General features: G+C 67.2%; 27 protein-coding genes. 15 read left to right on the top strand and 12 right to left on the bottom strand.

The features are described from left to right. Positions 1-14: 14 nt before the first annotated feature. The gene (locus tag SBI20_RS07780; RefSeq protein WP_317974519.1) at positions 15-905 is read right to left on the bottom strand and encodes a LysR substrate-binding domain-containing protein; all 891 of its coding nucleotides are present in this window, start codon (positions 903-905) and stop codon (positions 15-17) included. 99 nt (positions 906-1004) lie between these two features. Here SBI20_RS07780 and SBI20_RS07775 point away from each other — a divergent pair, with 99 nt between their 5' ends. The 8 genes from SBI20_RS07775 to fghA all read left to right on the top strand — a co-directional run bounded on the left by SBI20_RS07775 (position 1005) and on the right by fghA (position 9875). Further along, positions 1005-2042 carry a 2-oxoadipate dioxygenase/decarboxylase family protein gene (locus tag SBI20_RS07775; RefSeq protein ID WP_317974518.1) on the top strand — a complete coding sequence of 346 codons (1038 nt, stop codon included), beginning with the start codon at positions 1005-1007 and terminating at the stop codon, positions 2040-2042. 78 nt (positions 2043-2120) lie between these two features. Beyond that, positions 2121-3344 (top strand): aspartate aminotransferase family protein, encoded by a 1224-nt coding sequence (locus tag SBI20_RS07770; protein WP_317974517.1) that lies wholly within the window; start codon positions 2121-2123, stop codon positions 3342-3344. Next, positions 3344-4354 carry an arginine N-succinyltransferase gene (locus SBI20_RS07765; protein WP_317974516.1) on the top strand — a complete coding sequence of 337 codons (1011 nt, stop codon included), beginning with the start codon at positions 3344-3346 and terminating at the stop codon, positions 4352-4354. The genes SBI20_RS07770 and SBI20_RS07765 overlap by 1 nt, the downstream gene beginning before the upstream one ends. Positions 4355-4358: 4 nt before the next feature. Continuing rightward, positions 4359-5765, top strand: coding sequence for a succinylglutamate-semialdehyde dehydrogenase (astD, locus tag SBI20_RS07760; protein WP_317974515.1), 1407 nt, complete (start codon positions 4359-4361; stop codon positions 5763-5765). Between the two features lie 170 nt (positions 5766-5935). Beyond that, positions 5936-7813, top strand: a complete 1878-nt coding sequence (locus tag SBI20_RS07755) for an HWE histidine kinase domain-containing protein (protein WP_317974514.1) — start codon at positions 5936-5938, stop codon at positions 7811-7813. A gap of 2 nt (positions 7814-7815) precedes the next feature. Beyond that, positions 7816-8550, top strand: a complete 735-nt coding sequence (locus SBI20_RS07750; protein ID WP_317974513.1) for a hypothetical protein — start codon at positions 7816-7818, stop codon at positions 8548-8550. A gap of 93 nt (positions 8551-8643) precedes the next feature. Continuing rightward, positions 8644-9027: a VOC family protein gene (locus SBI20_RS07745; RefSeq protein ID WP_317976074.1), complete on the top strand. Its 384-nt coding sequence runs from the start codon at positions 8644-8646 to the stop codon at positions 9025-9027. Further along, positions 9024-9875, top strand: coding sequence for an S-formylglutathione hydrolase (gene fghA / locus SBI20_RS07740; protein ID WP_317974512.1), 852 nt, complete (start codon positions 9024-9026; stop codon positions 9873-9875). Before SBI20_RS07745 ends, fghA begins: the two co-directional genes overlap by 4 nt. A 74-nt stretch (positions 9876-9949) precedes the next feature. On the opposite strand, the gene SBI20_RS07735 is transcribed toward fghA, so the two are convergent. Then, complete coding sequence (locus SBI20_RS07735) at positions 9950-10540, bottom strand: DnaJ domain-containing protein (RefSeq protein ID WP_317974511.1); 591 nt, start codon at positions 10538-10540, stop codon at positions 9950-9952. Positions 10541-10579: 39 nt separating this feature from the next. On the opposite strand from SBI20_RS07735, the gene SBI20_RS07730 reads away from it, so the two are divergent. The 4 genes from SBI20_RS07730 (at position 10580) to nusB (ending at position 13338) form a co-directional block, all read left to right on the top strand. Further along, the gene (locus tag SBI20_RS07730; protein ID WP_317974510.1) at positions 10580-10852 is read left to right on the top strand and encodes a BolA family protein; all 273 of its coding nucleotides are present in this window, start codon (positions 10580-10582) and stop codon (positions 10850-10852) included. Positions 10853-10928: 76 nt separating this feature from the next. Continuing rightward, positions 10929-11600, top strand: coding sequence for an ATP phosphoribosyltransferase (gene hisG, locus SBI20_RS07725; RefSeq protein ID WP_317974509.1), 672 nt, complete (start codon positions 10929-10931; stop codon positions 11598-11600). Then, positions 11600-12889 carry a histidinol dehydrogenase gene (gene hisD / locus SBI20_RS07720; RefSeq protein ID WP_317974508.1) on the top strand — a complete coding sequence of 430 codons (1290 nt, stop codon included), beginning with the start codon at positions 11600-11602 and terminating at the stop codon, positions 12887-12889. The genes hisG and hisD overlap by 1 nt, the downstream gene beginning before the upstream one ends. Continuing rightward, entirely contained in the window at positions 12886-13338 is a 453-nt protein-coding gene (nusB, locus tag SBI20_RS07715) for a transcription antitermination factor NusB (RefSeq protein WP_317974507.1), read from the top strand. Before hisD ends, nusB begins: the two co-directional genes overlap by 4 nt. A gap of 318 nt (positions 13339-13656) precedes the next feature. Here the strand turns inward: nusB and SBI20_RS07710 are convergent, their stop codons facing one another. The 4 genes from SBI20_RS07710 to SBI20_RS07695 all read right to left on the bottom strand — a co-directional run bounded on the left by SBI20_RS07710 (position 13657) and on the right by SBI20_RS07695 (position 16474). Further along, complete coding sequence (locus SBI20_RS07710; protein WP_317974506.1) at positions 13657-13842, bottom strand: hypothetical protein; 186 nt, start codon at positions 13840-13842, stop codon at positions 13657-13659. A gap of 27 nt (positions 13843-13869) precedes the next feature. Continuing rightward, on the bottom strand, positions 13870-14226 hold the full coding sequence (locus SBI20_RS07705) for a hypothetical protein (RefSeq protein ID WP_317974505.1): 357 nt from the start codon (positions 14224-14226) through the stop codon (positions 13870-13872). A gap of 225 nt (positions 14227-14451) precedes the next feature. Continuing rightward, the gene (locus tag SBI20_RS07700; RefSeq protein WP_317974504.1) at positions 14452-15075 is read right to left on the bottom strand and encodes a calcium-binding protein; all 624 of its coding nucleotides are present in this window, start codon (positions 15073-15075) and stop codon (positions 14452-14454) included. Between the two features lie 256 nt (positions 15076-15331). After that, positions 15332-16474, bottom strand: a complete 1143-nt coding sequence (locus tag SBI20_RS07695) for an acyltransferase family protein (protein ID WP_317974503.1) — start codon at positions 16472-16474, stop codon at positions 15332-15334. Between SBI20_RS07695 and SBI20_RS07690 the strand changes: the two genes are divergently transcribed. Together SBI20_RS07690 and cobS are read left to right on the top strand one after the other, a co-directional pair. Then, on the top strand, positions 16473-16604 hold the full coding sequence (locus tag SBI20_RS07690) for a hypothetical protein (RefSeq protein ID WP_317974502.1): 132 nt from the start codon (positions 16473-16475) through the stop codon (positions 16602-16604). The two genes, SBI20_RS07695 and SBI20_RS07690, sit on opposite strands and share 2 nt — an antisense overlap. Before the next feature lie 166 nt (positions 16605-16770). After that, positions 16771-17763 carry a cobaltochelatase subunit CobS gene (gene cobS / locus SBI20_RS07685; RefSeq protein WP_317974501.1) on the top strand — a complete coding sequence of 331 codons (993 nt, stop codon included), beginning with the start codon at positions 16771-16773 and terminating at the stop codon, positions 17761-17763. A 47-nt stretch (positions 17764-17810) separates the two neighbouring features. Here the strand turns inward: cobS and truA are convergent, their stop codons facing one another. Further along, positions 17811-18560, bottom strand: coding sequence for a tRNA pseudouridine(38-40) synthase TruA (gene truA / locus SBI20_RS07680; protein ID WP_317974500.1), 750 nt, complete (start codon positions 18558-18560; stop codon positions 17811-17813). A gap of 73 nt (positions 18561-18633) precedes the next feature. Next, positions 18634-19539, bottom strand: coding sequence for a methionyl-tRNA formyltransferase (gene fmt, locus SBI20_RS07675; protein WP_317974499.1), 906 nt, complete (start codon positions 19537-19539; stop codon positions 18634-18636). Between the two features lie 51 nt (positions 19540-19590). Between fmt and recR the strand changes: the two genes are divergently transcribed. After that, entirely contained in the window at positions 19591-20184 is a 594-nt protein-coding gene (recR, locus tag SBI20_RS07670; protein ID WP_317974498.1) for a recombination mediator RecR, read from the top strand. Positions 20185-20188: 4 nt separating this feature from the next. Here recR and SBI20_RS07665 read toward each other — a convergent pair whose 3' ends face one another. From SBI20_RS07665 to rapZ, 4 genes are all read right to left on the bottom strand, one after another. Continuing rightward, positions 20189-20992 carry a TrmH family RNA methyltransferase gene (locus SBI20_RS07665; protein ID WP_317974497.1) on the bottom strand — a complete coding sequence of 268 codons (804 nt, stop codon included), beginning with the start codon at positions 20990-20992 and terminating at the stop codon, positions 20189-20191. 40 nt (positions 20993-21032) lie between these two features. Further along, positions 21033-21332, bottom strand: coding sequence for an HPr family phosphocarrier protein (locus SBI20_RS07660; RefSeq protein WP_317974496.1), 300 nt, complete (start codon positions 21330-21332; stop codon positions 21033-21035). A 33-nt stretch (positions 21333-21365) separates the two neighbouring features. Then, on the bottom strand, positions 21366-21770 hold the full coding sequence (locus tag SBI20_RS07655) for a PTS sugar transporter subunit IIA (RefSeq protein ID WP_317974495.1): 405 nt from the start codon (positions 21768-21770) through the stop codon (positions 21366-21368). Between the two features lie 218 nt (positions 21771-21988). Next, positions 21989-22948: an RNase adapter RapZ gene (gene rapZ / locus SBI20_RS07650; protein ID WP_317974494.1), complete on the bottom strand. Its 960-nt coding sequence runs from the start codon at positions 22946-22948 to the stop codon at positions 21989-21991. Positions 22949-22954 lie beyond the last annotated feature (6 nt).

Raw genomic sequence — 22954 nt, 5'->3', positions numbered from 1 at the left:
TGGAGGGGCAAAAGTCACCGCACCTCCTCCACCAGCCAGTCATGAAACTTGACCAGCCCGGCATGTTCGCGCCAGTCGGGCCGCAGGACGAGGTAATAGCGCCCTTCATCGACCAGCGCGGTCTCGAACGGGGTGACCAGCACGCCAGACTCCAGTTCGGGCTCGATCAGGAAGCGCGGCAGCAGCGCTGCGCCCGATCCGGCGGCGGCGGCCTGGGCCAGCATCAGGAACTGCTCGAAATTGGGCCCCTTGAGCGGGGGCAGGCCTTCGATTCCCGCCGCGGCGAACCAGCGGTTCCACGCCTGTCGGCGCGAGGTCTGGAACAGGAGCGGCTTGTCAAGCAGGTCGGCGGGGGCCCTGATCCCTTCGGTGCGCAGCCAGTCCGGCGCGCAGGCGACCACGGCCTGTTCGGTGAACAGGGGGACCATCTCTGCATCGGCCCAGTCCGCCGCGCCGAAGTGGATCGCGGCATCGAAACGCTCCTCGCGCAAGTTGAACGGAAACGAGCGCGCGGCGAAATTGACGGTCAGTTCGGGGTGGCGCGTGGTCAGTCCCGGCAGGCGCGGGGCCAGCCAGCGCATGCCGAAGCTGGGCAGGGTGGCGATGGCCAGATCGCGGCGGCTGCCCCGGTCCATGGTCTTGATCGTGGCCTGACGGATGCGGCGCAGCGCCGGTTCGATGTCTTCGAGATAGGCGCGGCCCGCCTCGTTGAGGGTGACGCGCCGCCCGTGGCGGGTGAACAACGGGGTTTGCAGGCTTTCTTCGAGCAGGGCGATCTGGCGGCTGACCGCGCTCTGGGTCAGGCCGAGGTGCTCGCCCGCGCGCGAGAAGCCGCCTTCGCGCGCGGCGCTCGCGAAACAGGCCAGAGCTGTCATCGAAGGGAGTTCCCGGCGGGAGTCGCTCATTCCAAAACCTGATCTACAGATGACACATCGCCGTTTTGAGGCGCTGCTTTCCTAGCATAAACAGGGGCCAGCAACGATACTAGATCGAAAGGTCGCATAATGCAGCATTCCGCAACCATCGAACTTGCAGGCAGTGGCGACCTTGTCGAAAATGTCCTGGGACGCGACCGTGCCGAGCAGATTCGTGCGCTCGCCGCGCCGATGGTTCCGGTGGGCGCCCATGCGCCGGTCAATGGTGTCGATGCCTTGCGCTTTGCCGAGGCGCTCAACCTCGTGCTGTTTGCCGATCTGATCGACCGCGTGCCCGAAGGGGCGGCCTATGTCGCCGACTGCGCGCGCGAAGGGCGCCGGATCGTGCTCGACCATGGCGCGCTGCGCACGGTGGCCCTGCCGCAGGGCACGCGCTGTGCGATGCCGCAGGGGGTGGAGGCGATCCGCCGCGTGCTCGAACCGCTCGGCTATGTCGAGGTCGGGCTCTATCCGCTGCCGCGCCTGAAGATGACCGGCCATGTCTGGTGCCATGCGCAGTTTCCCGAAACGATGCCGCAGTTCTTCGTGAGCGAACTGCATGTCGACCAGTTCTCGCCCGATTTCGCCAAGGCGGCGGTGCGCGTGTTCGGTTCCGCGCTCGACCGCTTCGACGCGGCGACGGGCGCCGTGCTGGCCCGTCTGGGCGAGGGCGGCAGCGTGCCGACCGACGATGCGGCCGATGCGCTGCGCACGGTGATGCGCCTGTTCGACCGCCAGCACGCGGTGCCGTTCGAGGCCGACTACGAAACCCTGCTGGCCGAAAGCGCCGAGGCGGCCTGGATTTCCACCGAAGGCAATGCCTTCAACCATGTGACCGACCGCGTGACCGATGTGGAGGCTACCGCGCAGGGCGAGCGCGAGGCCGGGCGCAGCATCAAGGACAAGGTGGAAACCTCCGCCTCGGGCCGTGTGCGCCAGACCGCGCTGCGCGCCGCGCAAGTCAAGCGCACGTTCCGCGCTGCCGACGGCACGCTGGTCGCGCGCGAGGTGCCCGGTTCGTTCTTCGAATTCATCACCCGCCGTGTCGATCCGGCCACCGGCAAGCTCGACCTCGCGTTCGACAGCGGCAATGCCACGGGCATCTTCAAGATGACCCAGGCCGCCTGACACGCCGCCTGAATTCGGCAAAATTCCCGTTTTGATGCAACCACAAGTCCGCAACGACGATTGCGGGGAGAAAGTCTCATGTCCGAAGCTCTGATGCCGCTCTATGCCCGTGCCCAGATCGAAGTGGAACGCGGGGAAGGCGTCTGGCTTGAGGCGCGCGATGGCCGCCGCTTCCTCGATTGCGTGGCGGGGATCGCGACGTGCGCGCTCGGCCATGCCCATCCCGCGCTGGTCGAGGCGCTGACCACCCAGGCGCACAAGCTCTGGCATGTTTCCAACATCTTCCGCATTCCCGGACAGGAAGAGCTGGCGCAAAAGCTGACCGCCGCGACGTTTGCCGACATGGCCTATTTCGCCAATTCGGGCACCGAGGCGGTCGAGGCCGCGCTCAAGATCGCCCGCCGCTATCACTTCGCGAAGGGCGACGTGCAGCGCGTCGACGTGATCGGCTTTGCCGGTTCGTTCCACGGGCGGACCTATGGCGCGATCAACGCCTCGGGCAATCCCTCGTACCTCGAAGGCTTCGGCCCGCGCCTGCCCGGCTATCACCAGCTTTCGATCGACGACTGGGCGAGCGTGCAGGAGGCGGTGTCCCGCCCGACCACGGCGGCGGTGATCATCGAGCCGGTGCAGGGCGAAGGCGGTGCGCGCGCGTTCGACGGGGAAACCCTGCTGGCGCTGCGCCGCCTGACCCGCGAACACGGCGTCCTGCTGATCCACGACGAAGTGCAGAGCGGCATGGGCCGCACCGGCAAGCTGTTCGCCCACCAGTGGTTCCCCGGCGCCGAGCCCGACATCATGGCTATTGCCAAGGCGCTGGGCGGCGGTTTCCCCATCGGGGCCGTGCTGGCGAGCGCGGAGGCGTCGAGCGGCATGGGCACCGGCCTCCACGGCACGACCTTCGGTGGCAATCCGCTGGCCATGGCCGTGGGCCTTGCCGTGTTCGAAATCCTTGCGAAGGACGAGGCGCTGGCCCATGTCGGGGCCATGTCCGAGCGTTTCTTCACCGGCTTTGCGGCGCTGGCCGCGCGCTATCCCGATCAGGTGGTCGAGCCGCGCGGCAAGGGTCTGCTGATGGGCCTCAAGCTGCACCCCAACAACCGCGAAGTCATGGCGCTGGCGCGCGAGCATGGCCTGCTGGTGGCCGGTGGCGGCGACAACTGCATTCGCCTGCTGCCCTCGCTGCTGATCGCGCCTGCCGAAGTGGACGAGGCGCTGGCCCGGCTCGACGCGACGCTGGCCGATGCGCGCGCGCGCGGCTGGGGCAAGGTTGACGCGCAGCCTGCGCTGGCAGGCGCCTGATGCTGGTGGTGCGGCCGGCGGGACCGGCTGATATCGACGCGCTGCTCGATCTGGCCTTTCTCTCGGGCAAGGGCTTCACCAGCCTGCCCGAGGATCGCGCCGTCCTGACCGAGCGGCTCGCCCTGTCGGAACAGAGCTTTGCGCGCGATCTTCCTGCGAGCGAGGCGTGGTACACGCTGATGCTCGAAGATACCGCTACCGGCTCCATCGAGGGGGTGGCGAGCATCAAGGGCGGGGTCGGGCTGCACCGGCCGCACTATTCGTTCCGGGTGATGACGCTGGCGCAATATTCGTCGGCCACGGGCACCCGGTTCGACCATCAGGCGCTGGTGCTGGTCAACGAATGCACGGGCGCGTCGGAAGTGGGCTCGCTGTTCCTGCGTCCGCGCAAGCGGCAGGCGGGGGCCGGCTCGCTGCTGGCGCGCGCGCGCTATGCGCTGATCGGCGCCAATGCGGGCCTGTTCGCGCCCACGATCATGGCCGAACTGCGCGGCTGGTTCGACGAGCGCGACGAAAGCCCGTTCTGGAATGGCATTGCGGGCAAGTTCTTCCGCCTGCCGTTCGAGGACGCGGACCGGATGATCACCGCGACCGATGGCCAGTTCATCCTCGATCTCGCGCCGCGCCATCCGATCTACCTTGAACTGTGCGCGCCTTCCGCGCGCGAGGCCATTGGCAAGGTCCATCGCCATGGCGAGCGCGCGCTCGCCATGCTGGAGGACGAGGGCTTCACCCGCTCGGGCCTGATCGACATCTTCGATGGCGGCCCGACGGTGACCGCCACGCGCGACCATATCCGCACGATCCGCAATGCCCGCAGCCTGCCCGTGCAGGCCGGAAAAGTGGAGGCGCAGGCCAACGAGCGCCTGTCGCTCGTCGCCAATCCCGGCCTTGCGGGTTTCCGCGCCGTGCTCACCCCGGTACGGATCGGGGAAGGCGCGCTGATCCTGCCTGAAGAAACCCTTGCCGTGCTGGGCGCCCGTCCCGGCGACATCCTGACCGTGAGTTGAGACCGTGACCCAGACCCTTACCTCGTTCGATCCCGCCCATGGCCATGCTGTCTGGGAAGGGAACGTGGCCGATGCGGCGGCTTGCGCCGCAGCCATCGAGGCCGCGCGCGCGGCCTTTCCGGGCTGGGCGCGCACGCCGCTCGAAGAGCGCGTGGCGATTGCCCGCCGCTATGCCGAACTGGTCAAGGCGAGCCCGACGCTGGCCGCGCTGATCGCGGCGGAAACCGGCAAGCTCCTGTGGGAAACCCGCACCGAGCAGGCCTCGATGGCGGGCAAGGTTGCCGTGTCCATCGCCGCCCAGGCCGAGCGCGCGGGCGCGCGCAGCGCCGACATGCCGTTCGGCACGGCCAGCCTGTCGCACCGGCCCCATGGCGTGATGGCCGTGCTCGGGCCCTACAATTTTCCCGGCCACCTGCCCAATGGCCACATCGTGCCCGCGCTGCTGGCAGGCAATACGGTGGTGTTCAAGCCTTCGGAACTGACCCCGGCGACGGGCGCTGCGATGGGCGCGCTCTGGCGCGAGGCGGGCCTGCCCGAAGGCGTGCTGACCATCGTGCAGGGCGGACGCGAGACGGGTGAGGCGCTGCTGGCCGGGCCCATCGACGGGCTGCTGTTCACCGGTTCGGCGCAGGCCGGGCAGGTCTTCCGCCGCCAGTTTGCCGACCGTCCCGACGTGATCCTCGCGCTCGAACTGGGCGGCAACAATCCGCTGGTGGCCTGGGATGGCGATCCGTCGGCGGTGGCCAGCCTGATCGTCCAGTCGGCCTTCATCACCACCGGCCAGCGCTGTTCGTGCGCGCGGCGGCTGATCCTGCCCGAAGGCGACTGGGGCGATGCGGTGCTGGCCGCGCTGGTCGATCTGGCGCGCGCCCTGCCGATTGCGGCGTGGGACGAAGAGGGCGAAGCCTTCATGGGCCCGCTGATCGGCGATGCACAGGCCCGCGCCGCGCGCGAGGCGGTTCAGGCGCTGGTCGTGGCCGGTGCGCGCCCGATCCTGACCGAAGCGCAACTGGCCGGGCGCCGCGAGGCCTTCTTCGCGCCGGTGATCCTCGACGTGACCGGCGTTGCCACGCCCGACCGCGAGATTTTCGCGCCCGTGTTGCAGGTCCGCCGCGTGGCCGGTTTTGCCGCCGCCATCGAGGCCGCCAATGCCACGGCCTTTGGCCTTTCGGCGGGGCTGGTCAGCGCCGATCCGTCGCTGTGGGACGAATTCCGCCTGTTCGTGCGCGCGGGCGTGGTCAACTGGAACCGTCCGACCACGGGCGCTGCGGCGACGATGCCCTTCGGCGGGCTGGGCGAGAGCGGCAACCACCGCCCGAGCGCCTACTACGCCGCCGACTATTGCGCCTGGCCGATGGCCAGCTTCGAGGCCCCGGTGATCGAACAGCAGGCCATTCCCGGTCTGGGCTGATCGCCGCCCGATAGAAGCTCCTCCCCACAGCGTGGGGAGGAGCTTGTTCCTGATCCTCCCCATGCAATGGGGAGGAAAGCAGCCCGAAGGGCTGACGGAGGGGCAGAAAGGCCCCCAATCGTAAAAAACTGTGGCACCAAACGCCCGGTCGTGCATTGCTGGCAATGCCGATGACCCAAATTCCAGCCCCCCACGAGCAGCGCTCCCACGCCGGGGCTGACGGTTTTGCTGTCGACTTGAGCAATTGCGACCGCGAGCCGATCCACATTCTGGGCAATGTCCAGCCTTTCGGCTTCCTCGTCGCCACCACGCCGGACTGGATGATCGCGCGGGTTTCGGAAAACCTGCAAGGCTTTACCGGAGCCGCGCCCGAGGCCGCGCTGGGCATGCCGCTCAACCACCTGTTTGCGCGCGAGGCGATCCACACGATCCGCAACCGGTTGACCGGCCTGCGCGGCCCCGATGCGGTCGAACGGATTCTGGGGCTGGCCCTGCTGGGGGACGCGCGGCTGTTCGACGTGGCCGTGCATTTTGCCGGGCGCGAGATCGTGATCGAGGCCGAACCGGCGGCGGTCGAGCCGATCGAGGCGGTTTCGGTCGTGCGCGGGATGATCGCGCGGCTCCAGCATGTCGACGATCTGTCTGCCTTCCTGCGCGAAGGTGCGCGGCAGGTCCGCGCGATCACCGGGTTCGACCGGGTGATGGTCTACCGGTTCGATGCGCAGGAATCGGGCGAAGTCGTCGCCGAAGCGGTGCGCCACGGTGTCGAGAGCTTTCTGGGCCTCCACTACCCGGCCAGCGACATTCCCGCACAGGCGCGCCAGCTCTATTTGCGCAACACGTTCCGCGTGATCGCCGATGTCGGGGCGGTGCCCGTGCCGCTCGTGCCCGGGCGCGATCCGGCAGGGCAGGTGCTCGACCAGTCGCTCTGCGTGCTGCGCGCGGTCTCGCCGATCCATATCGAATATTTGCGCAACATGGGCGTGCGGGCCTCGCTGTCGATCTCGATCGTGGTGGGGGGCAAGCTCTGGGGCCTGTTTGCCTGCCATCACTATGCCCCGCGCCTGCCCACGATGGCCGCGCGCGGCGCGGCCGAACTGTTCGGGCAGATGTTCTCGCTGATGCTCGAAGCGCGCGAACATGCCCAGGCGCGCGATTATGAAGCGCGTGGGCGCGCGGTGACCGACCGCCTGCTGGCGACCGTGGCGCAGGACAACGACCTGCTCGACGATCCGCAATGGCTGGCCGACGTGATCGGCGATGCGATTCCGGCCGATGGCATCGGCATTTTCATGCGCGGGCAGCTTTCACTGGTGGGGCTCACCCCTTCGGCCGCGCAGTTCGAGGCCATCGTGCGGATGCTCAACCGGGTATCCTCGGGGCAGGTCTTTGCCACCGAATCGATCCAGACCCTCGTGCCCGAGGCCGCCGGTCATGCCGATGTGGCCGCGGGCATGCTGGCGATCCCGCTCAGCCGCGAGCCGCGTGACTATGTCGTGCTGTTCCGGGCCGAGCGCCTGCGCGAGGTGCGCTGGGGGGGCAAGCCCGAAAAGGACATGGTCTATGGCCCCAACGGCCCGCGCCTGACCCCGCGCAAGAGCTTCGAGGCCTGGAGCGAGCTGGTCAAGGGCACCTGCCTGTCCTTCACCCCCGCGCAGCGCCGCGTGGCCGAAGCCTTGCGCGTGGGCATGCTCGAAGTGCTGGTGCGGCTGGCCGAGACTGCCGGGGCCGAGCGCGCGCGCGCCTCCGAGCGGCAGGAAGTGCTGATCGCCGAACTCAACCACCGCGTGCGCAACATCCTCTCGCTGATCCGGGGCCTGATCGCCCAGACGCGCGACGGGGCACAGGATGTGGCGACGTTCATCGCCACGCTCGACGACCGCATCCGCTCGCTCGCCCGCGCGCACGACCAGATCACCGCCGATCGCTGGGGCCCGGCGCCGCTGCTCGAACTGATCGAGGTCGAGGCCAGCGCCTACTTGCGCGACCGCTCGCACCGGATCGTCGCGCGCGGCGAGAATGTCCTGCTCTATCCCGTGGCTATGTGACGATGGCGCTGGTGATCCACGAATTGACCACCAATGCCGCCAAATATGGCGCGCTGGCCGACAGCGGCACGGTCGACCTCTCGTGGGAGATCGAGCGGGAAAGCGGCGATCTGGTGATCGACTGGCGCGAACGCGATGGCCCGGAGGTGCGCGAGCCGGGGCATCGCGGCTTTGGCAGCACGATCATCGAACGCTCGATCCCCTACGATCTGGGGGGCACCGCGCGGGTGGACTTCCACCGGCAGGGCCTCCACGCCCGTTTCACGCTGCCTGCACGTTCCATCGCCGGGGTTGCGGCGGCGCGGGCACATGGCGCCCTGCCGATCCGGGCCGAGGGCGGATGCACGCCGCTGGCGGGCAAGGACGCGCTGCTGGTCGAGGACAGCATGATCATCGCCCTCGATGGCGAGGAAGCCTTGCGCGATCTGGGCGCGCGCAGTGTCACCACGGTGCCTTCGGTGCGCGACGCGCTGCGCATGATAGACGAGCGCATGACGGGCGAGGGCCTGTTCGATTTCGCCCTGCTCGATTACAATCTGGGGGTCACCACCAGCGCCCCCATCGCCGACCGGCTGGCCGAACTGGGCGTGCGCTTTGCCTTTGCCACCGGCTATGGGGAAGGGCTCGACACCCGCGCCTGGGGCGATGTTCCTGTCATTACCAAACCTTATGGCCTCAAGGAGTTGCGCATGGCCATGGCGCGGCTGGGGTTTGTTTCGGGATCAGGGCCGGAATAAGAGGACGCGGGCTTGACCTTGCCCGGCGCGGGCGGGCACACCCTTGCGCAAGGCGGCGCGCGGCGCGCCGCAGTTCGGAGAGAGAGCGGCCCCATGTTCAGCCACCTGATGCTCGGTACCAACGACCTCGATCGCGCCAAGACCTTCTACGACGCCACTTTCGCCGCGTTCGGGGGCCCCGAAGGCCTGCTCGACCGCGATGCCGGGCGCCTGATCTATGTCTACAACGGCGGCATCTTCATCCTGACCAAGCCGATCAACGGCGAACCGGCCACTTGCGCCAACGGCTTCACGCTCGGCTTCGCGATGACCCCGGAACAGGCCGACGCCTGGCATGCGGCGGGCCTCGCCCATGGCGGCAGTGCCTGCGAAGACCCGCCGGGCGTGCGCAAGGGAACGCCTTATTATCTGGCCTATCTGCGCGATCCCGATGGCCACAAGCTTTGCGCGCTGCACAATTATGGTGCGGTGCAATGACCCTCGAAACCGTTTCGACCTCGAAGGCCCATGGCGGCACGCTGGAGGTCTACAAGCATGCTTCGGCGGCGACGGGGACGGAGATGACCTTCTCGGTCTTCGTGCCGCCCCAGGCGCAGGTAGGCGAAGGCGCAAAGTTGCCGATGCTGTTCTACCTCTCGGGGCTGACCTGCACCCATGCCAATGTGACCGACAAGGGCGAATATCGCCGCCTCTGCGCCGAACTGGGGCTGGTTTTCGTGGCACCCGATACCTCGCCGCGCGGCGAAGGCGTGGCCGACGATCCGGCCGGGGCCTATGATTTCGGCCTCGGCGCGGGCTTTTATGTCAACGCCACGCAGGCGCCGTTCGCCGCCCACTATCGGATGTGGGACTATATCGCGCAGGAACTGCCCGCGCTGGTCGCGGCCCATTTCCCGGTCGATCCGGCGCGCATGGGCATCACCGGCCACTCGATGGGCGGCCATGGCGCGCTCACGCTGGGGCTGACCTTCCCCGAAACCTTCAAGTCGCTTTCGGCCTTCGCGCCGATTGTCGCGCCGGGGCAAGTGCCGTGGGGCCACAAGGCGCTGGGCGGCTATCTGGGCGAGGACAAGGCCCTGTGGCGCGCGCACGACGCGACCGCGCTGGTCGAGGACGGCAAGCGCCCGGCGGGTGCGATCCTGATCGATCAGGGCGAGGCCGACAGCTTTCTGGCCGAGCAACTGCGCCCGCACCTGTTCGCACAGGCCTGCGAAAAGGCCGGGGTCGACCTCACCTTGCGGATGCAGCCGGGCTACGACCACAGCTACAACTTCATCTCGACCTTCATGGACGACCATCTGCGCTGGCATGCCGAGCGGCTGTGAGCCGGGGGCGTTCCGTCTGAAAAGAAAGGGGGGGGGGGAGGGGCCACACGCTCCTTCCCCCTTTTTTGTTCCGGTTATCGCAAGCCCGGCGAGTGCCGCAGGCGGTCATAGGCCTCGACCACGCGTTGCAGCTTCGTTTCCAGGCTGCGGTCGCCGCCGTTGTGGTCGGGGTGATAGCGGCGCACGAGTTCGGTGTAGCGGCGGCGCAGGGCCCGCCGGTCGGCATCGAAAGGCAGGTTCAGCGCTTCATAGGCCGCGCGGTCTTCGGGCGAGATTCCGCGCCGGGCGGCTTCCTGCGCCTGAGCGTGGTCGGCCTTGCGGGCACGGGCGCGGCGGGCAATGGCTTCGAGCGGATCGGCAAAATCGGCCCAGCGCGGGGCCTGGTCGATCCCGGCATCGGGGCGAAACGCGCGCGTGCTGTCTTCCCAGCCGGAGATCGGCGATTGCGCGGCCAGAATCTCGTCCTGGCTCATCCCGGCAAAGAAATCGTACCCGGCGTTGAACGCGCGGATATGGTCGAGGCAGAACCAGCGATAGTCGCCCGGCCCGTCGAACCCCGAGGGCCGCACGCCGGGCGCACGAAATTCGCCGGAATCCTCGCATCCCGGAGCATTGCAAAGGCGCCCGTTCCCCGAGACGCGGCCATGGAACTTGTCATGCTTCACGCGATTGCACATGGTATCTGCCCACGCGAAAGGAAAGACATGGCAGGCCCGATTGCCCAGGAAATCGAACGTAAACTTGTGGAAGCACTGGCGCCCACGCATCTGCTGATCACCAACGATTCGGCCCGTCACAGCGGTCATATGGGCGATGACGGCACGGGCGAATCGCACTTTACGGTCGAGATCGAGAGCCCTGCCTTTGCCGGGGTTTCGCGTCTGGCCCGCCAGCGGCTGGTCAATGGCGCGCTGGGCGATCTGCCGGGCGGGCGGGTCCACGCACTGGCCATCCGCGCACGCGCGCCGGGCGAATGAGGCAAACGGGGACGAGGGCAGCGGTTGCTGCATACAGTTGCCCTTTTCCCCGGCTTGCCATAGGGGCGAAAGCGTCATGACCACCGCCACACCGCTCGTTTTCGCCCTTCCCAAGGGGCGCATCCTCGAAGAGGCACTGCCCCTGCTCGAACAGGCAGGCGTGGTGCCCGAGGCCGCGTTCTTCGACAAGTCGTCGCGCGCGCTCTCGTTTGCCACCAGCCGCCCGGACGTCACGCTGATCCGCGTGCGCGCCTTCGACGTGGCCACGTTCGTTGCCCATGGCGCGGCCCAGGCGGGCATTGTCGGGTCGGACGTGATCGACGAGTTCGACTATGCCGACCTTTACGCGCCGGTCGATCTCGACATCGGCCATTGCCGCCTCTCGGTCGCCGAACCGGTTGCGGGCATCGCGGGCGAGGGCGGCGTGCGCGAAAGCCATGCCCGCGTGGCGACCAAGTATCCCAACCTCACCCGCCGCCATTTCGAGAAGATGGGCGTGCAGGCCGAAGTGGTGAAGCTCAACGGCGCGATGGAGCTGGCCCCCTCGCTGGGTCTGGCCAGCCGCATCGTCGATCTGGTCTCCTCGGGGCGCACGCTCAAGGAAAACGGGCTGGTCGAGACCAGCCAGATCATGCAGATCTCGGCCCGGCTGATCGTCAACCGCGCCGCGCTCAAGACCGACAGCGCGCGTCTGGGCGCGCTGATCGATTCCTTCCGCGCCCAAGTGGCTGCACGAAAGGCTGCCTGATGCTGCGCCTCAAGAGTTCCGATCCCGATTTCGCCCAGCGTTTTGCCCGGCTGGTCAAGGACCGCCGGGAAAGCGATGAAAACGTCAGCCGCGATGTGCAGACGATCATCGAGGACGTGCGTCTGCGCGGCGACGAGGCGCTGGCCGAGTATACCCACCGTTTCGACGGCCACTTGCCCGAAGGCGACGGCTGGAAAATCGACGCGGCGACCTGCCGCGAGGCTTTCGATGCGCTCGCGCCCGACTTGCGCGCCGCGCTCGAACTGGCCGCCCAGCGCATCCGCGCCTACCACGAAGCGCAGATGCCGCAGGACCGCGACTATACCGATGCGGCAGGCGTGCGTCTGGGGGCGAAGTGGCGCGCGGTCGATGGCGCCGGGCTCTATGTGCCCGGTGGCCGCGCGGCCTATCCCTCCTCGCTGCTGATGAACGCCATTCCCGCCAAGGTCGCGGGCGTTGGCCGTCTCGTCGTCACCACGCCGACCCCCAAGGGCGAAATCAACCCGCTGGTGCTGGCCGCTGCGCATCTGGCCGGGGTCGATGAAGTCTGGCGCGTGGGCGGGGCACAGGCCGTCGCCGCGCTCGCCCATGGCACCGCGATGATCAGGCCGGTCGACGTGATCACCGGGCCGGGCAATGCCTGGGTGGCCGAGGCCAAGCGCCAGCTTTACGGCGTCGTGGGCATCGACATGGTGGCCGGGCCTTCGGAAATCCTCGTGATTGCCGATGCGAAGAACGACCCGCAGTGGATCGCCGCCGACCTGCTCAGCCAGGCCGAGCACGATCCGGCGGCGCAGTCGATCCTGATCACCGATGACGCGGCCTTTGCCGATCAGGTGGTCGACATGGTCGGCGTGGAAATCGCCATGCTGCCGACCGCGCGCGTCGCCAAGGCGAGCTGGGACGCCCACGGCACGGTGATCGTGGTCGATTCGCTCGACGAGGCGCCCGCGCTCGCCAATGCGCTGGCCGCCGAACACGTCGAGATCGCCACCGACGATCCCGAAACCCTGTTCGACCAGATCCGCCATGCCGGGTCGGTCTTCCTTGGCCGCATGACGCCCGAAGCCATCGGCGACTATGTGGCCGGCCCCAACCACGTGCTGCCCACCGGGCGCCGCGCGCGGTTCTCTTCGGGGCTTTCCGTGCTCGACTTCATGAAGCGCACGAGCTTCATTCAGGTGAGCGATGATTCCATCGGCGCGGTGGGCCCTGCGGCCATCGCGCTGGCCGATGCGGAAGGGCTTTCGGCCCATGCCCGCTCGATCGAACTGAGACTGGGACTATGACCAATACCAACAAGAGCCAGGCGCGCTCCGCCGCGCGGCTGGCTGCCGTTCAGGCGCTCTATCAGGTTGACATGGAAGGCACCGAACTGCGCTTCCTGCTCGACGAATTCCATCTCCACCGCCTTGGCCGGGAGATCGAGGACGTCGAATATGCGGCTGCCGATGTCGAATTCTTCGACGACGTGGTCAAGGGCGTGATCGCCCGTCGCGACGAGATCGACGCGCTGGTCCAGTCGCGCCTCGCGCAGGGCTGGTCGCTGGCCCGCCTCGACAAGACGATGCTCCAGATCCTGCGTTGCGGCGCCTACGAGCTGCTCGCCCGCACCGACATCGCGGTCGGCACGGTGATCAGCGAATACCTCGACGTGGCCCACGCGTTCTTCGACGCGCGCGAAGCCAAGTTTGCCAATGGCGTGCTCGACGCCGTGGCCAAGGACGTTCGTTCCTGAGAGCCCGACCCAAAGGTCCTTCGGGTCGGTTTGGCGGGTCTTTTGTGCCACCACGGCGTCGGCTGTTCGCCACGATGCCTCCAGCATCGCTGGGCTCTCAGCCTTCTTGTGGTGACCCAAAATCCCTCGCCAAACCTCCGCCGCCCGACTTTTGGGTCGGGCTCTGAGGGATTTTTAAGAAAATAGAATATCCCGGGGGCCATCGCCCCCGGACCCCCGGGAACTGGCGTAAGTTGCCATGCCCGGCTTGGCCATTGGCACTGCCCCATCCAAAGATAATGGGGTGCAGGGGGCTGTGCCCCCTGCGATATTCCCTTTTTATTCCTGGTCCTGATGGGCCAGGGCAATCATCGAAGGCCCCCCGGCAACCGGGGTCAGCCAGACGGCGAGGTCTGCCGCGATCAGCACGGCCATGACCAGCATCAGCGCCGGGCGCTTGCGTTCGCCCCGGCGCCAGAAAAACACCGCGCCAGCGACCAGCGCCACCGTCAAGAGAACGAGCAACGAAAGAACGGTATCCATCGCGCGTGATCAGCCCAGCAGGCCCTTGGCAAAGCCGGTCAGGTCGTTGAGCGGGTTGCCGTCGCCGTCCTTGTCGAGGAAGCGGGTGACCTGGCCGAGGGCATCGGGATGCTGGCCGAGGAGCGAGGCGAACTGGGTAAGGCCGCCTTCGCCGCCGATCTGTTCGGCAATCTGGCTCAGCAGGCCCGGTTCGAGGCCTGAATTGGCCGCAGCCGTCTCGATCGTGTCGCCCTTGGCCTGATGCCCGGCGGCAAGGGCGGCGATGGCGGTTTCGGCCTGGGTGGGATCGATGCCGAACTTGGCGGCGAGGTTCTTGACGTCAACCGCGCTGCTGACCTGGCCGAGGATGCTGTCGAACATGCTCATGGGGGAATTCCTTGTGCCGGGGGGAAGGGCTTGTGAAGACCGCGCCGACAGGGCCGGCGTGCCTTTCGCGATGATAGGCCTTCCCTCGTGCTGCGGCCACAAAAAAGGCCCTGCCGAACATGAGAACGGCAGGGCGCGAAAGTCTTGCAAAAAATTCGGTCTTGCAAAGGGTTCCCTGCTGCGCCGGGGGCCGCGCAAGCCGGGAAATCAGAGAAGACCGGGAAATCAGAGAAGAACGGTGTCGTCGGCGATGATGTGGTTGAGCGTCAGCGCCTGTTCGTGGCCCGAGGCATCCTTGAGGATGAAGGTCGTGCCGTCGAAACCGGAGGTGTTGACGAAGTAGGAGCCTGCCGAAGGGTTGGCCTTGAGATAGGCGGCGAGGCGGTTCACGTCGTCCTGCGAGTCGATGAAGTACGAGCCGGTCCCCTTCACGCCGAAGCCGAGCGCGCCGAAGATCGAATCAAAGCCGGTGATGCGGATGACATCGTGATCGGCAAAGTTGAGGTCGGTGATCGTCACCCACTGGTTGACGGTGCTGACCCCGTGGCCGCCGGTGAAATTGAGGGCCGTGAAGCCTTCGGACGCGCGGAAGACGAACTGGTCGGCGCCGCTGCCGCCGGTCAGGCTGTCCTTGCCGCCGCCGCCCTTGAGGACATCGTCGCCGTCGCCGCCATAGACCCAGTCGTTGCCCGCGCCGCCATAGAGCATGTCGTTGCCCGCGCCGCCGCTGATCACGTCGTTGCCGGCGCCGCCGGAGATGGTGTCTGCGCCGCCCATGCCGTTGATGATTTCGCCGGTCTTGCCGCCGTCGATGGTTTCAGACGCTGAAGTTCCGTTGATAACTGCCATGTCCATTCTCCTCGTTCCGCGCTCGGGCGGAAGGTTTGTCCACAATTCTTCAGGAAAGTGCCTTATGGTCGGGAAGAACGGGCAGGTTCCTCGGCCAGAAAAGGTGGGGGTCATAAAGGGGGGTGTTGATCTTTATTTTGATTGATTATTTTTATTGTCGGATATTTTTCGATGGTGTAATAATTGCGAGAACCCCTGATTTCCCTTGTTGGTATCATAACGCAGTATTGCACTGCGGTGTGTCAGGGTTTTCAGTTCAATTTGGCGGTTTCCCGCCCATTGCCGGGCCAGACAGGTTCAAAGTGGATGGACCTGCCGCGACGCCTTTGCCGGGGGCTTGCGACCGGAAGCCACGGGACGGACGCTGCGACAGGAACGCGCGCAGCGGTTCGTCAAACAGGATCAGCGTCAGCCAGGCAGCCATCAGGATCGGGGGCAGCAGCAGCAGCCCCCAGGCATCGAGGGGCATGCCGCCGGTGATCCGCTTGATCCCCCCCGCCGCAATCGCGAGCAAGGGAACGTGGATGCCATAGAGCGGATAGGACAGGCGCCCCAGCAGCGCCCCGCCCGGCATGGCCCGATGGCGTCCGGCGGCGACGGACACTGCCAGAATGCCCGGCAGGAACACCAGCGCGACGAACAGCGTCCAGGCCAGATGCTCTTCCGGCAGGGCCAGGGCATAGACCAGCGCGAGGGCGGCCAGAGGCGCGGCCGGGGCCTTCATCGGGGGGATGCGGTGGCGCAGCCGGTGCATCAGCAATCCACACCCGAACCCGAACGAAATCCGCGCCAGTCCGCCATCGAGGGTCGGCACCTGCCAGCCGATGTGCAGCGAGCCATGGTGCAGCGCACTGGCGCTCAGGGCCGCGGCTGCCAGCAGCGTCAAGCCCGCGAGCATGCGGGTGGAGGCGCGGGTCATCCACGCGGCCCAGACCAGATTGGCCAGAACCTCGAAAAAGAGCGACCACAGCGGCCCGTTGGCGGGAAACAGTTCCCAGCCGGTGGCCCGCCCATGCCAGAGCTTGGGCAGGAGCACGAGGTTGAGGGCATCGGCCATCACGACTTCGACCAGAGGGTCGGAGCGGTCGGGCGCGGCGCCCCAGCGGGCGAGGAGATAGACCCCGCCGATCGTGGCCCCGAGCATGGCGACGGGGGCCATGCGGACCGTCCGGCGGCGGATGAACGCGGTCAGGCTCATCGACTGGCGAAGGCGGTTTTCATAGGCTTCGGCCAGAACGAAGCCGCTGAGCATGAAGAAGAAATCGACCGCGAGATAGCCATTGGGAAACAGTTGCAGCCCGCCCGCGCGGGTGCCGATGTGAAACAGGCACACCGCGACCGCCGCGATTCCGCGCATGTCGTCGAGCAGGGCATAACGCCCGCGATGGTCTGCCTGCATGCTGGTTGCCCCCTTTGCCCGCCGCTTGCACAGGCCCGGACGAGTGATCACGAACAAGGTGATCATCCATCTGGCTGTGGACCGTCTGGAATCGTGCGACGTGGCCGCGCGCGACAGTGAACGATCGTGACTAACGGGACAGTAACCAAATATGCGGATGAGACTTATACGGATTGTTACTTAGACCACCCTTCCGGGCCCAGGTTCGGGAGCAGGGGCCAAAATCTCGCCTTCCGGCAAGGAACGATGCCAAAGCTTGTTGCGGCGCGGCGCGCGCGCGGATAGGCAGGTTCGCGATGAGCGACACTTCGAACCTCGTGGCCCAGCCCGGCGCCACCACCGTCCTGCCGGCGCCCGACATCACCGTGTCGGTGCGCGAGACTTTCGGTATCGACATCGACATGACCGTGCCGGCCTTCTCGGTGGCCGACGAGCGCGTGCCCGATGCCGACGACAACTATGTCTTCGATCCCGATACCACGCTCGCGATTTTGGCCGGTTTTGCCTTCAACCGCCGCGTGATGGTCCAGGGCTATCACGGCACCGGCAAGTCGACCCACATCGAGCAGGTCGCCGCGCGCCTCAAGTGGCCCTGCGTGCGCATCAACCTCGACGCGCATATCAGCCGCATCGACCTGATCGGGCGCGACGCGATTGTCCTGCGCGATGGCATGCAGGTGACCGAATTCCGTGAAGGCCTGCTGCCCTGGGCGCTCCAGACGCCGACCGCGCTGGTCTTCGACGAATATGACGCGGGCCGCCCGGACGTGATGTTCGTGATCCAGCGCGTGCTGGAAACCGAAGGCAAGCTGACCCTGCTCGACCAGAACCGGGTGATCCGTCCCAACCCGTGGTTCCGCCTGTTCGCCACGGCCAACACCGTGGGCCTTGGCGATACCTCGGGGCTCTATCACGGCACGCAGGCGATCAACCAGGGCCAGATGGACCGCTGGAACCTCGTCGTCGCGCTCAACTACCTGCCCGCCGAGACCGAAGTCGAAGTCGTCACCAAGAAGGTGCCTGGCCTCGATCCGCAAGTCATCGCCAGCATGGTGCGCGTGGCTGACCTGACCCGCAAGGGCTTCGTGGGTGGCGACATCTCGACCGTGATGAGCCCGCGCACGGTGATCTCGTGGGCGCAGAACAGCCAGATCTTCAACGACGTGGGCTTTGCCTTCCGTCTCTCGTTCCTCAACAAGTGCGACGAGGCCGAGCGGGTTCTGGTGGCCGAATACTACCAGCGCGTGTTCGGCAAGGATCTGCCCGAGAGCGTCGCCCACAAGGCCTGATCGTTTTTGCAAAAAAGGCCGGGAAGTCAGTGCTTCCCGGCCTTTTTTCAGGGCTCGTCGGGATAGACGGCCTTGACGAAATAGAGTCCCTCGGGCGGGGCATTGTGCCCCAGCTTGCGCCGGTCGCGCGCATCGCGGGCCGCCACCAGATCGGCGCGGGTCCAGTGACCGAGCCCGACCAGCCCCAGACAGCCGACCATCGAGCGCACCTGATGGTGCAGGAAGCTGCGCGCGGCGGTCTCGATGATCACCATGTCGCCTTCGCGCCGCACGTCGAGCCGGTCGAGCGTCTTGAGCGGGCTGGCGGCCTGACAGTGGACCGAGCGGAACGTGGTGAAATCGTGCCGTCCTACCAGTTCCTGTGCGGCCTCGTGCATGGCCTGTGCGTCGAGCGGGCGGGGCACCCGCCAGGCCCGCCCGGCCTGGAGCGTGAGCGGCGCGCGGCGGTTGGCAATCCGGTATTCATAGGCGCGGCCCAGGCACGAAAAGCGCGCGTGCCAGTCGTCGGCCACTGCCACGCAATCGAGCACGGCAATCGGATCGGGCTTGAGCCGGGCATTGAGCGCCTCGCCCAGCCGGAACGGATCGAACGGACGGTCGATGTCGATATGCGCGCGCATCCCCAGCGCATGGACGCCGGTATCGGTACGCCCCGCAGCAAAGAGCGTGACGGGATGCCCCACAATCGATTGTGCGGCCTCCTCGACCGCTTGCTGGACCGAAGGCCCATGGGCCTGCCGCTGAAGCCCCATGAACGGCGTGCCATCGAATTCGAGGGTCAGCGCATAACGCGGCATCAGCCGTTCCTTCCCATGCCATGGGGAGGGGGACCGCCCGCGCAGCGGGTGGCGGAGGGGTAAAACGGCCCGCTCACGCCAGCACCGTCCCGGCCACAATCGCCCGCCCGCGCAACAGCGCCGCCGTCTCCATCGCCGGACGCCCGGCGCGCTGGACGATCAGCGGACGGATCGCGCCCTCTCCACAGCCAATCGTCAACTGCCCGTCGAGCACGGTTCCCGGCGCGCCTTCGCCCTCGACCACCTGCGCGGCCAGCACGCGATAGCGCTCGCCCTCCAGCTCGAAAAAGGCCCCCGGCGCGGGCGCGAAGGCGCGCACCTGCCGTTCGACCTGAAGCGCGGGCGCGGTGAAATCGAGGCGGCTCTCGGCCTTGTCGATCTTGGCGGCATAGGTAACGCCCGCTTCGGGCTGCACTTCGGGCTCGAACAGCGCAAGGTCGGCCAGCACGCGCACCATGAGGTCGGCGCCCAGTGCGGCCAGTTCGCCGGTCAGTTCGCCCGCCGTCTTGCCCTCGACCGGGGTGGCGACGGTCGCCAGCATCGGCCCGGTGTCGAGCCCGCGCTCCATCTGCATGATCGTGACCCCGGTGTGCACGTCGCCAGCCAGAATCGCGCGCTGGACGGGCGCGGCCCCGCGCCAGCGTGGCAGCAGCGAGCCATGGACATTGAGGCAGCCCAGACGCGGCGCGGCCAGAATCGGCTGGGGCAGGATCAGGCCATAGGCGGCCACCACCGCCGCATCGGCCCCGTGGGCGGCAAACACGGCCTGTTCTTCCGCGCTTTTGAGGCTGACGGGGGTGAAGACGGGGATGCCGTGGCCCTGCGCGGCGAGATGGACGGGGGAGGGCTGGAGTTTCTTGCCCCGGCCTGCCGGGCGCGGGGGCTGGCTGTAGACGGCCACGACCTCGTGGCCTGCGGCCACCAGCGCATCGAGCGTGGGCACGGCAAATTCGGGGGTGCCCATGAAGATCAGGCGCATGGTTGCAAACGGTCCTTTTCCAATCCTGCGCCCGGCCCTATCTGTCGCGCCATGGCATCGCAAGAGATCGAGGCGCTTTCAGGCGCGCTGGCCCGTCTGCCCGGCCTTGGCCCCCGCTCGGCGCGGCGTGCCGTGCTCTGGCTGATCAAGCGGCGCGAATCCGCGCTGCCCCAGTTGCTGGCCGCGCTCGAAGCCGTGCGCGAAAAGCTGGTGGAATGCGACGTGTGCGGCAATGTCGACACGACGAACCCGTGCGGGATCTGCGCCGATCCGCGCCGCGATGCGCGCGCGCTCTGCGTGGTGGAGGATGTGGCCGACTTGTGGGCGCTCGACCGCGCGCGGCTGTTCACCGGGCGCTATCACGTGCTGGGCGGGCGGCTTTCCGCGCTCGAAGGGGTGCGCCCCGAAGACCTGACCATCGCCCGCCTGCTCGACCGCGTGGGGGCCGGCGGGATCGACGAAGTGGTGCTGGCGATGAATGCCACGCTCGAAGGGCAGACGACCGCGCACTACATCGCCGAGCGCCTCGAAGGCCTGCCCGTGCGGGTGACGCAACTGGCCCATGGCCTGCCGGTGGGCGGGGAGCTGGACTACATGGACGAGGGCACGCTGGCGCAGGCCCTGCGCGCGCGGCGTCCGGTGTAATGACTCAGCCTTCGAGGCTGGCCAGAACCTCGTAGGCCAGCACGGCCCCGGCCACGGCGGCGTTCAGACTGTCGGCGCGGCCTTTCATCGGCATCGTCACGCGCAAGTCGCAGGCCAGTTCATAGTCCTCGGGCAGCCCGCGCGATTCGTTGCCGACCATCACGAAGCAGGGGGCGGCATAAGGCGCGCCGCGATAGGGCACCGCCTCGCGCAAGGAAGCCGCCACCAGTTGCCCGGCACCACCGCGCAGCCAGGGCAGGAATTCGTCCCAGCGCGCCTGCGCGAGGTGCTGGGTGAAGATCGCCCCCATGCTGGCACGCACGGCCTCGACCGAGAACGGATCGACGCAATCGTCGAGCAGGATCAGCCCGCCCGCGCCCACCGCGTCGGCGGTGCGCAGCATCGTGCCCAGATTGCCCGGATCGCGCATGGCCTGCGCCACCAGCCAGAGCGGGGCGGCCTCGCGCGTGATCGTGGCGAGCGAGGTGTCCCACTCGGCAAAGACCCCGGCGACGGCCTGCGGGTTGTCCTTGCCGGTGATCTTGGCGAGGATGTCGACCGGAACCTCGATCACGTCGCCCCCGGCGCTGGCCGTGGCCTGTTCGAGTTCGTCGAGCAGCGGGTGCCCCTCGCGCCCTTGCGCCATCAGCAGGATTTCGGGCAGGCGCCCGCCTTCGCGCGCATCGGTCAGCAGGCGCAGGCCCTCGGCCAGGAACTTGCGCTCGCGCCTGCGGTGCTTCTTGTCGCGCAGACTGCGGACAAACTTGACGGTGGGATTGGAAAACCCGGTGATCGTGCGGCGAAACATGCGCGCTCCCATGCGTCAGCGCCGGGCGCGGGGCAAGTGCTCAGTCTTCGCCGAAGCCGTCCTTGACGAGGCCCGCCAGCTTGAGCAGCACCGAATCGGCCTCTTCTTCAGGGCCGGCGACGACCACGTCGATGCAATCGCCCTTGGCCGCGCCCAGCATCATCAGGCCCAGGATCGAGCCGCCATTGGCCTCGGTCCCGTCCTTGAGCACGGTGACGCTCACCCCGGAGGGGAGCTTGGCAACGGCGTTGACGAACTTGGCGCTCGCGCGGGCGTGGAGGCCGCGCTGGTTGACGATGGTGATCGTCTCGCGGGCGACATAGGTCTGATTGGTCGTCAAGGCTTGCCCTCCCGGTGGCGTCGCGGCTGGAAATCAGGCATCCTGGCCCAGGAATTCCGACGCGATCGTAATGTAGTTGCGCCCGGCATCGCGCGCGGCGGCCGTGGCATCGCGAACATTCATGCATCCGCGCGCCTTGGCAAGACGGATCAGCATGGGAAGGTTGATCCCGGCGATGACCTCGATCCGGCCCGCTTCCATCAGCGAGATGGCCAGATTGGAGGGGGTGCCACCGAACAGGTCGGTGAGGATGATGACACCTTCGCCGCTGTCGACGCGGCGAATGGCATCGGCGATCTCCTTGCGGCGACGCTCCATGTCGTCGTTGGGGCCGATACAGACACCGATGATGTCCTGTTGTCGGCCCACGACATGTTCCATCGCATGGATGAATTCGTCGGCAAGGGCGCCGTGGGTGACGAGAATCAGACCGATCATGAAGGGAACGGACTCCGCAATGCAGCCGTGCAAGGTACCATGGCCAGGCTTAACAGAGCCTTGGCGGGCACATGCGGGCTGCCAGAATTCTGGCATTCACAAGGCATGTCTTTCAAAACCGTCCCGCTCCCGGTGTGCTGTGCTTTGATGCCACGCACATTATCGTTGATTTGCCGATCCTGTTGCAATTATTCCAACTTTTACAGCAAGATCAAACATCACACCTGCACCGCCTGGGCCCCTTCGAGAAGGTTGGCCCCGCGCGAGGCGAGGTTGCGATGCAACAATGTGGGAGAAAAACCCGCGTCGCGCAAGCCTTGTGCGATCTGTTCAGCCATGAACACCGAGCGGTGGCGCCCGCCGGTGCAGCCAAAGGCGATGTGCACATAGGCTTTCCCCTGTGCCTCGAATCGGGGGAGCAGGAGCAGGAGAAGCCCGAGAATCCGTTCGTAAGCCTCGGCATAGGCCGGATCCTGGCGGATATAGGCGCCGATCGGGGCGTCCTTGCCGGTCATCGGGCGCAAGGCCTCGTCCCAGTGGGGATTGGCAAGGAAACGCATGTCGAAAACGAGGTCGGCGAGCGGGGGCGTGCCCCGTGAAAAGCCGAAACTGCTGACGGTTATCGTGGTCCGACTCGGCGAGAGCGCGGCGAATTGCTGGCGGATCGCCTGTTGCAGGTCGTTGGTGGTGAAATCGGTTGTGGATATCACCACGTCGGCCCAGCGGCGCAGCGGGGAAAGCAGCTCGCGCTCGGCGGCGATGCCGCTGGCGGCGGGGCGGTCATCGCTCATCGGATGGCGGCGGCGGGTCTCGTTGTAGCGGCGTTCGAGTTCGGCCCCGCCGCAATCGAGGAACAGCGTCGTCACCGAAAGATCGCTGCGCGTCAGGAGCGCCTTGACCCGTTCGATGATGGTCTGGGGATCGAAACCCCGCGTGCGGGTGTCGAAGCCGATGGCCAGCGGGGTGGCCGTATCGCCCCCTGCCGCCCCTGCCGCCGCCCCGGCAGTCTGCCCCGGTTCGGTTTCGAGCAGGCGGTCGAGCAGGCGGATCGGGAAGTTGTCGATGGCTTCCCAGCCGAGGTCTTCGAGTGTGCGCAGCGCGGTGGTCTTGCCCGCGCCCAGCAGGCCTGTGACGAGGAGGACGCGCTGGGGTTGCGGGGCAGTGGACGGGGTCGACATGAGGGG

This window comes from Novosphingobium sp. IK01 (assembly GCF_033242265.1).
Taxonomy (GTDB): domain Bacteria; phylum Pseudomonadota; class Alphaproteobacteria; order Sphingomonadales; family Sphingomonadaceae; genus Novosphingobium; species Novosphingobium pituita.
The sequence above is the reverse complement of the archived record's forward strand: the minus strand, read 5'-3'. Positions and strand labels throughout refer to the sequence as shown.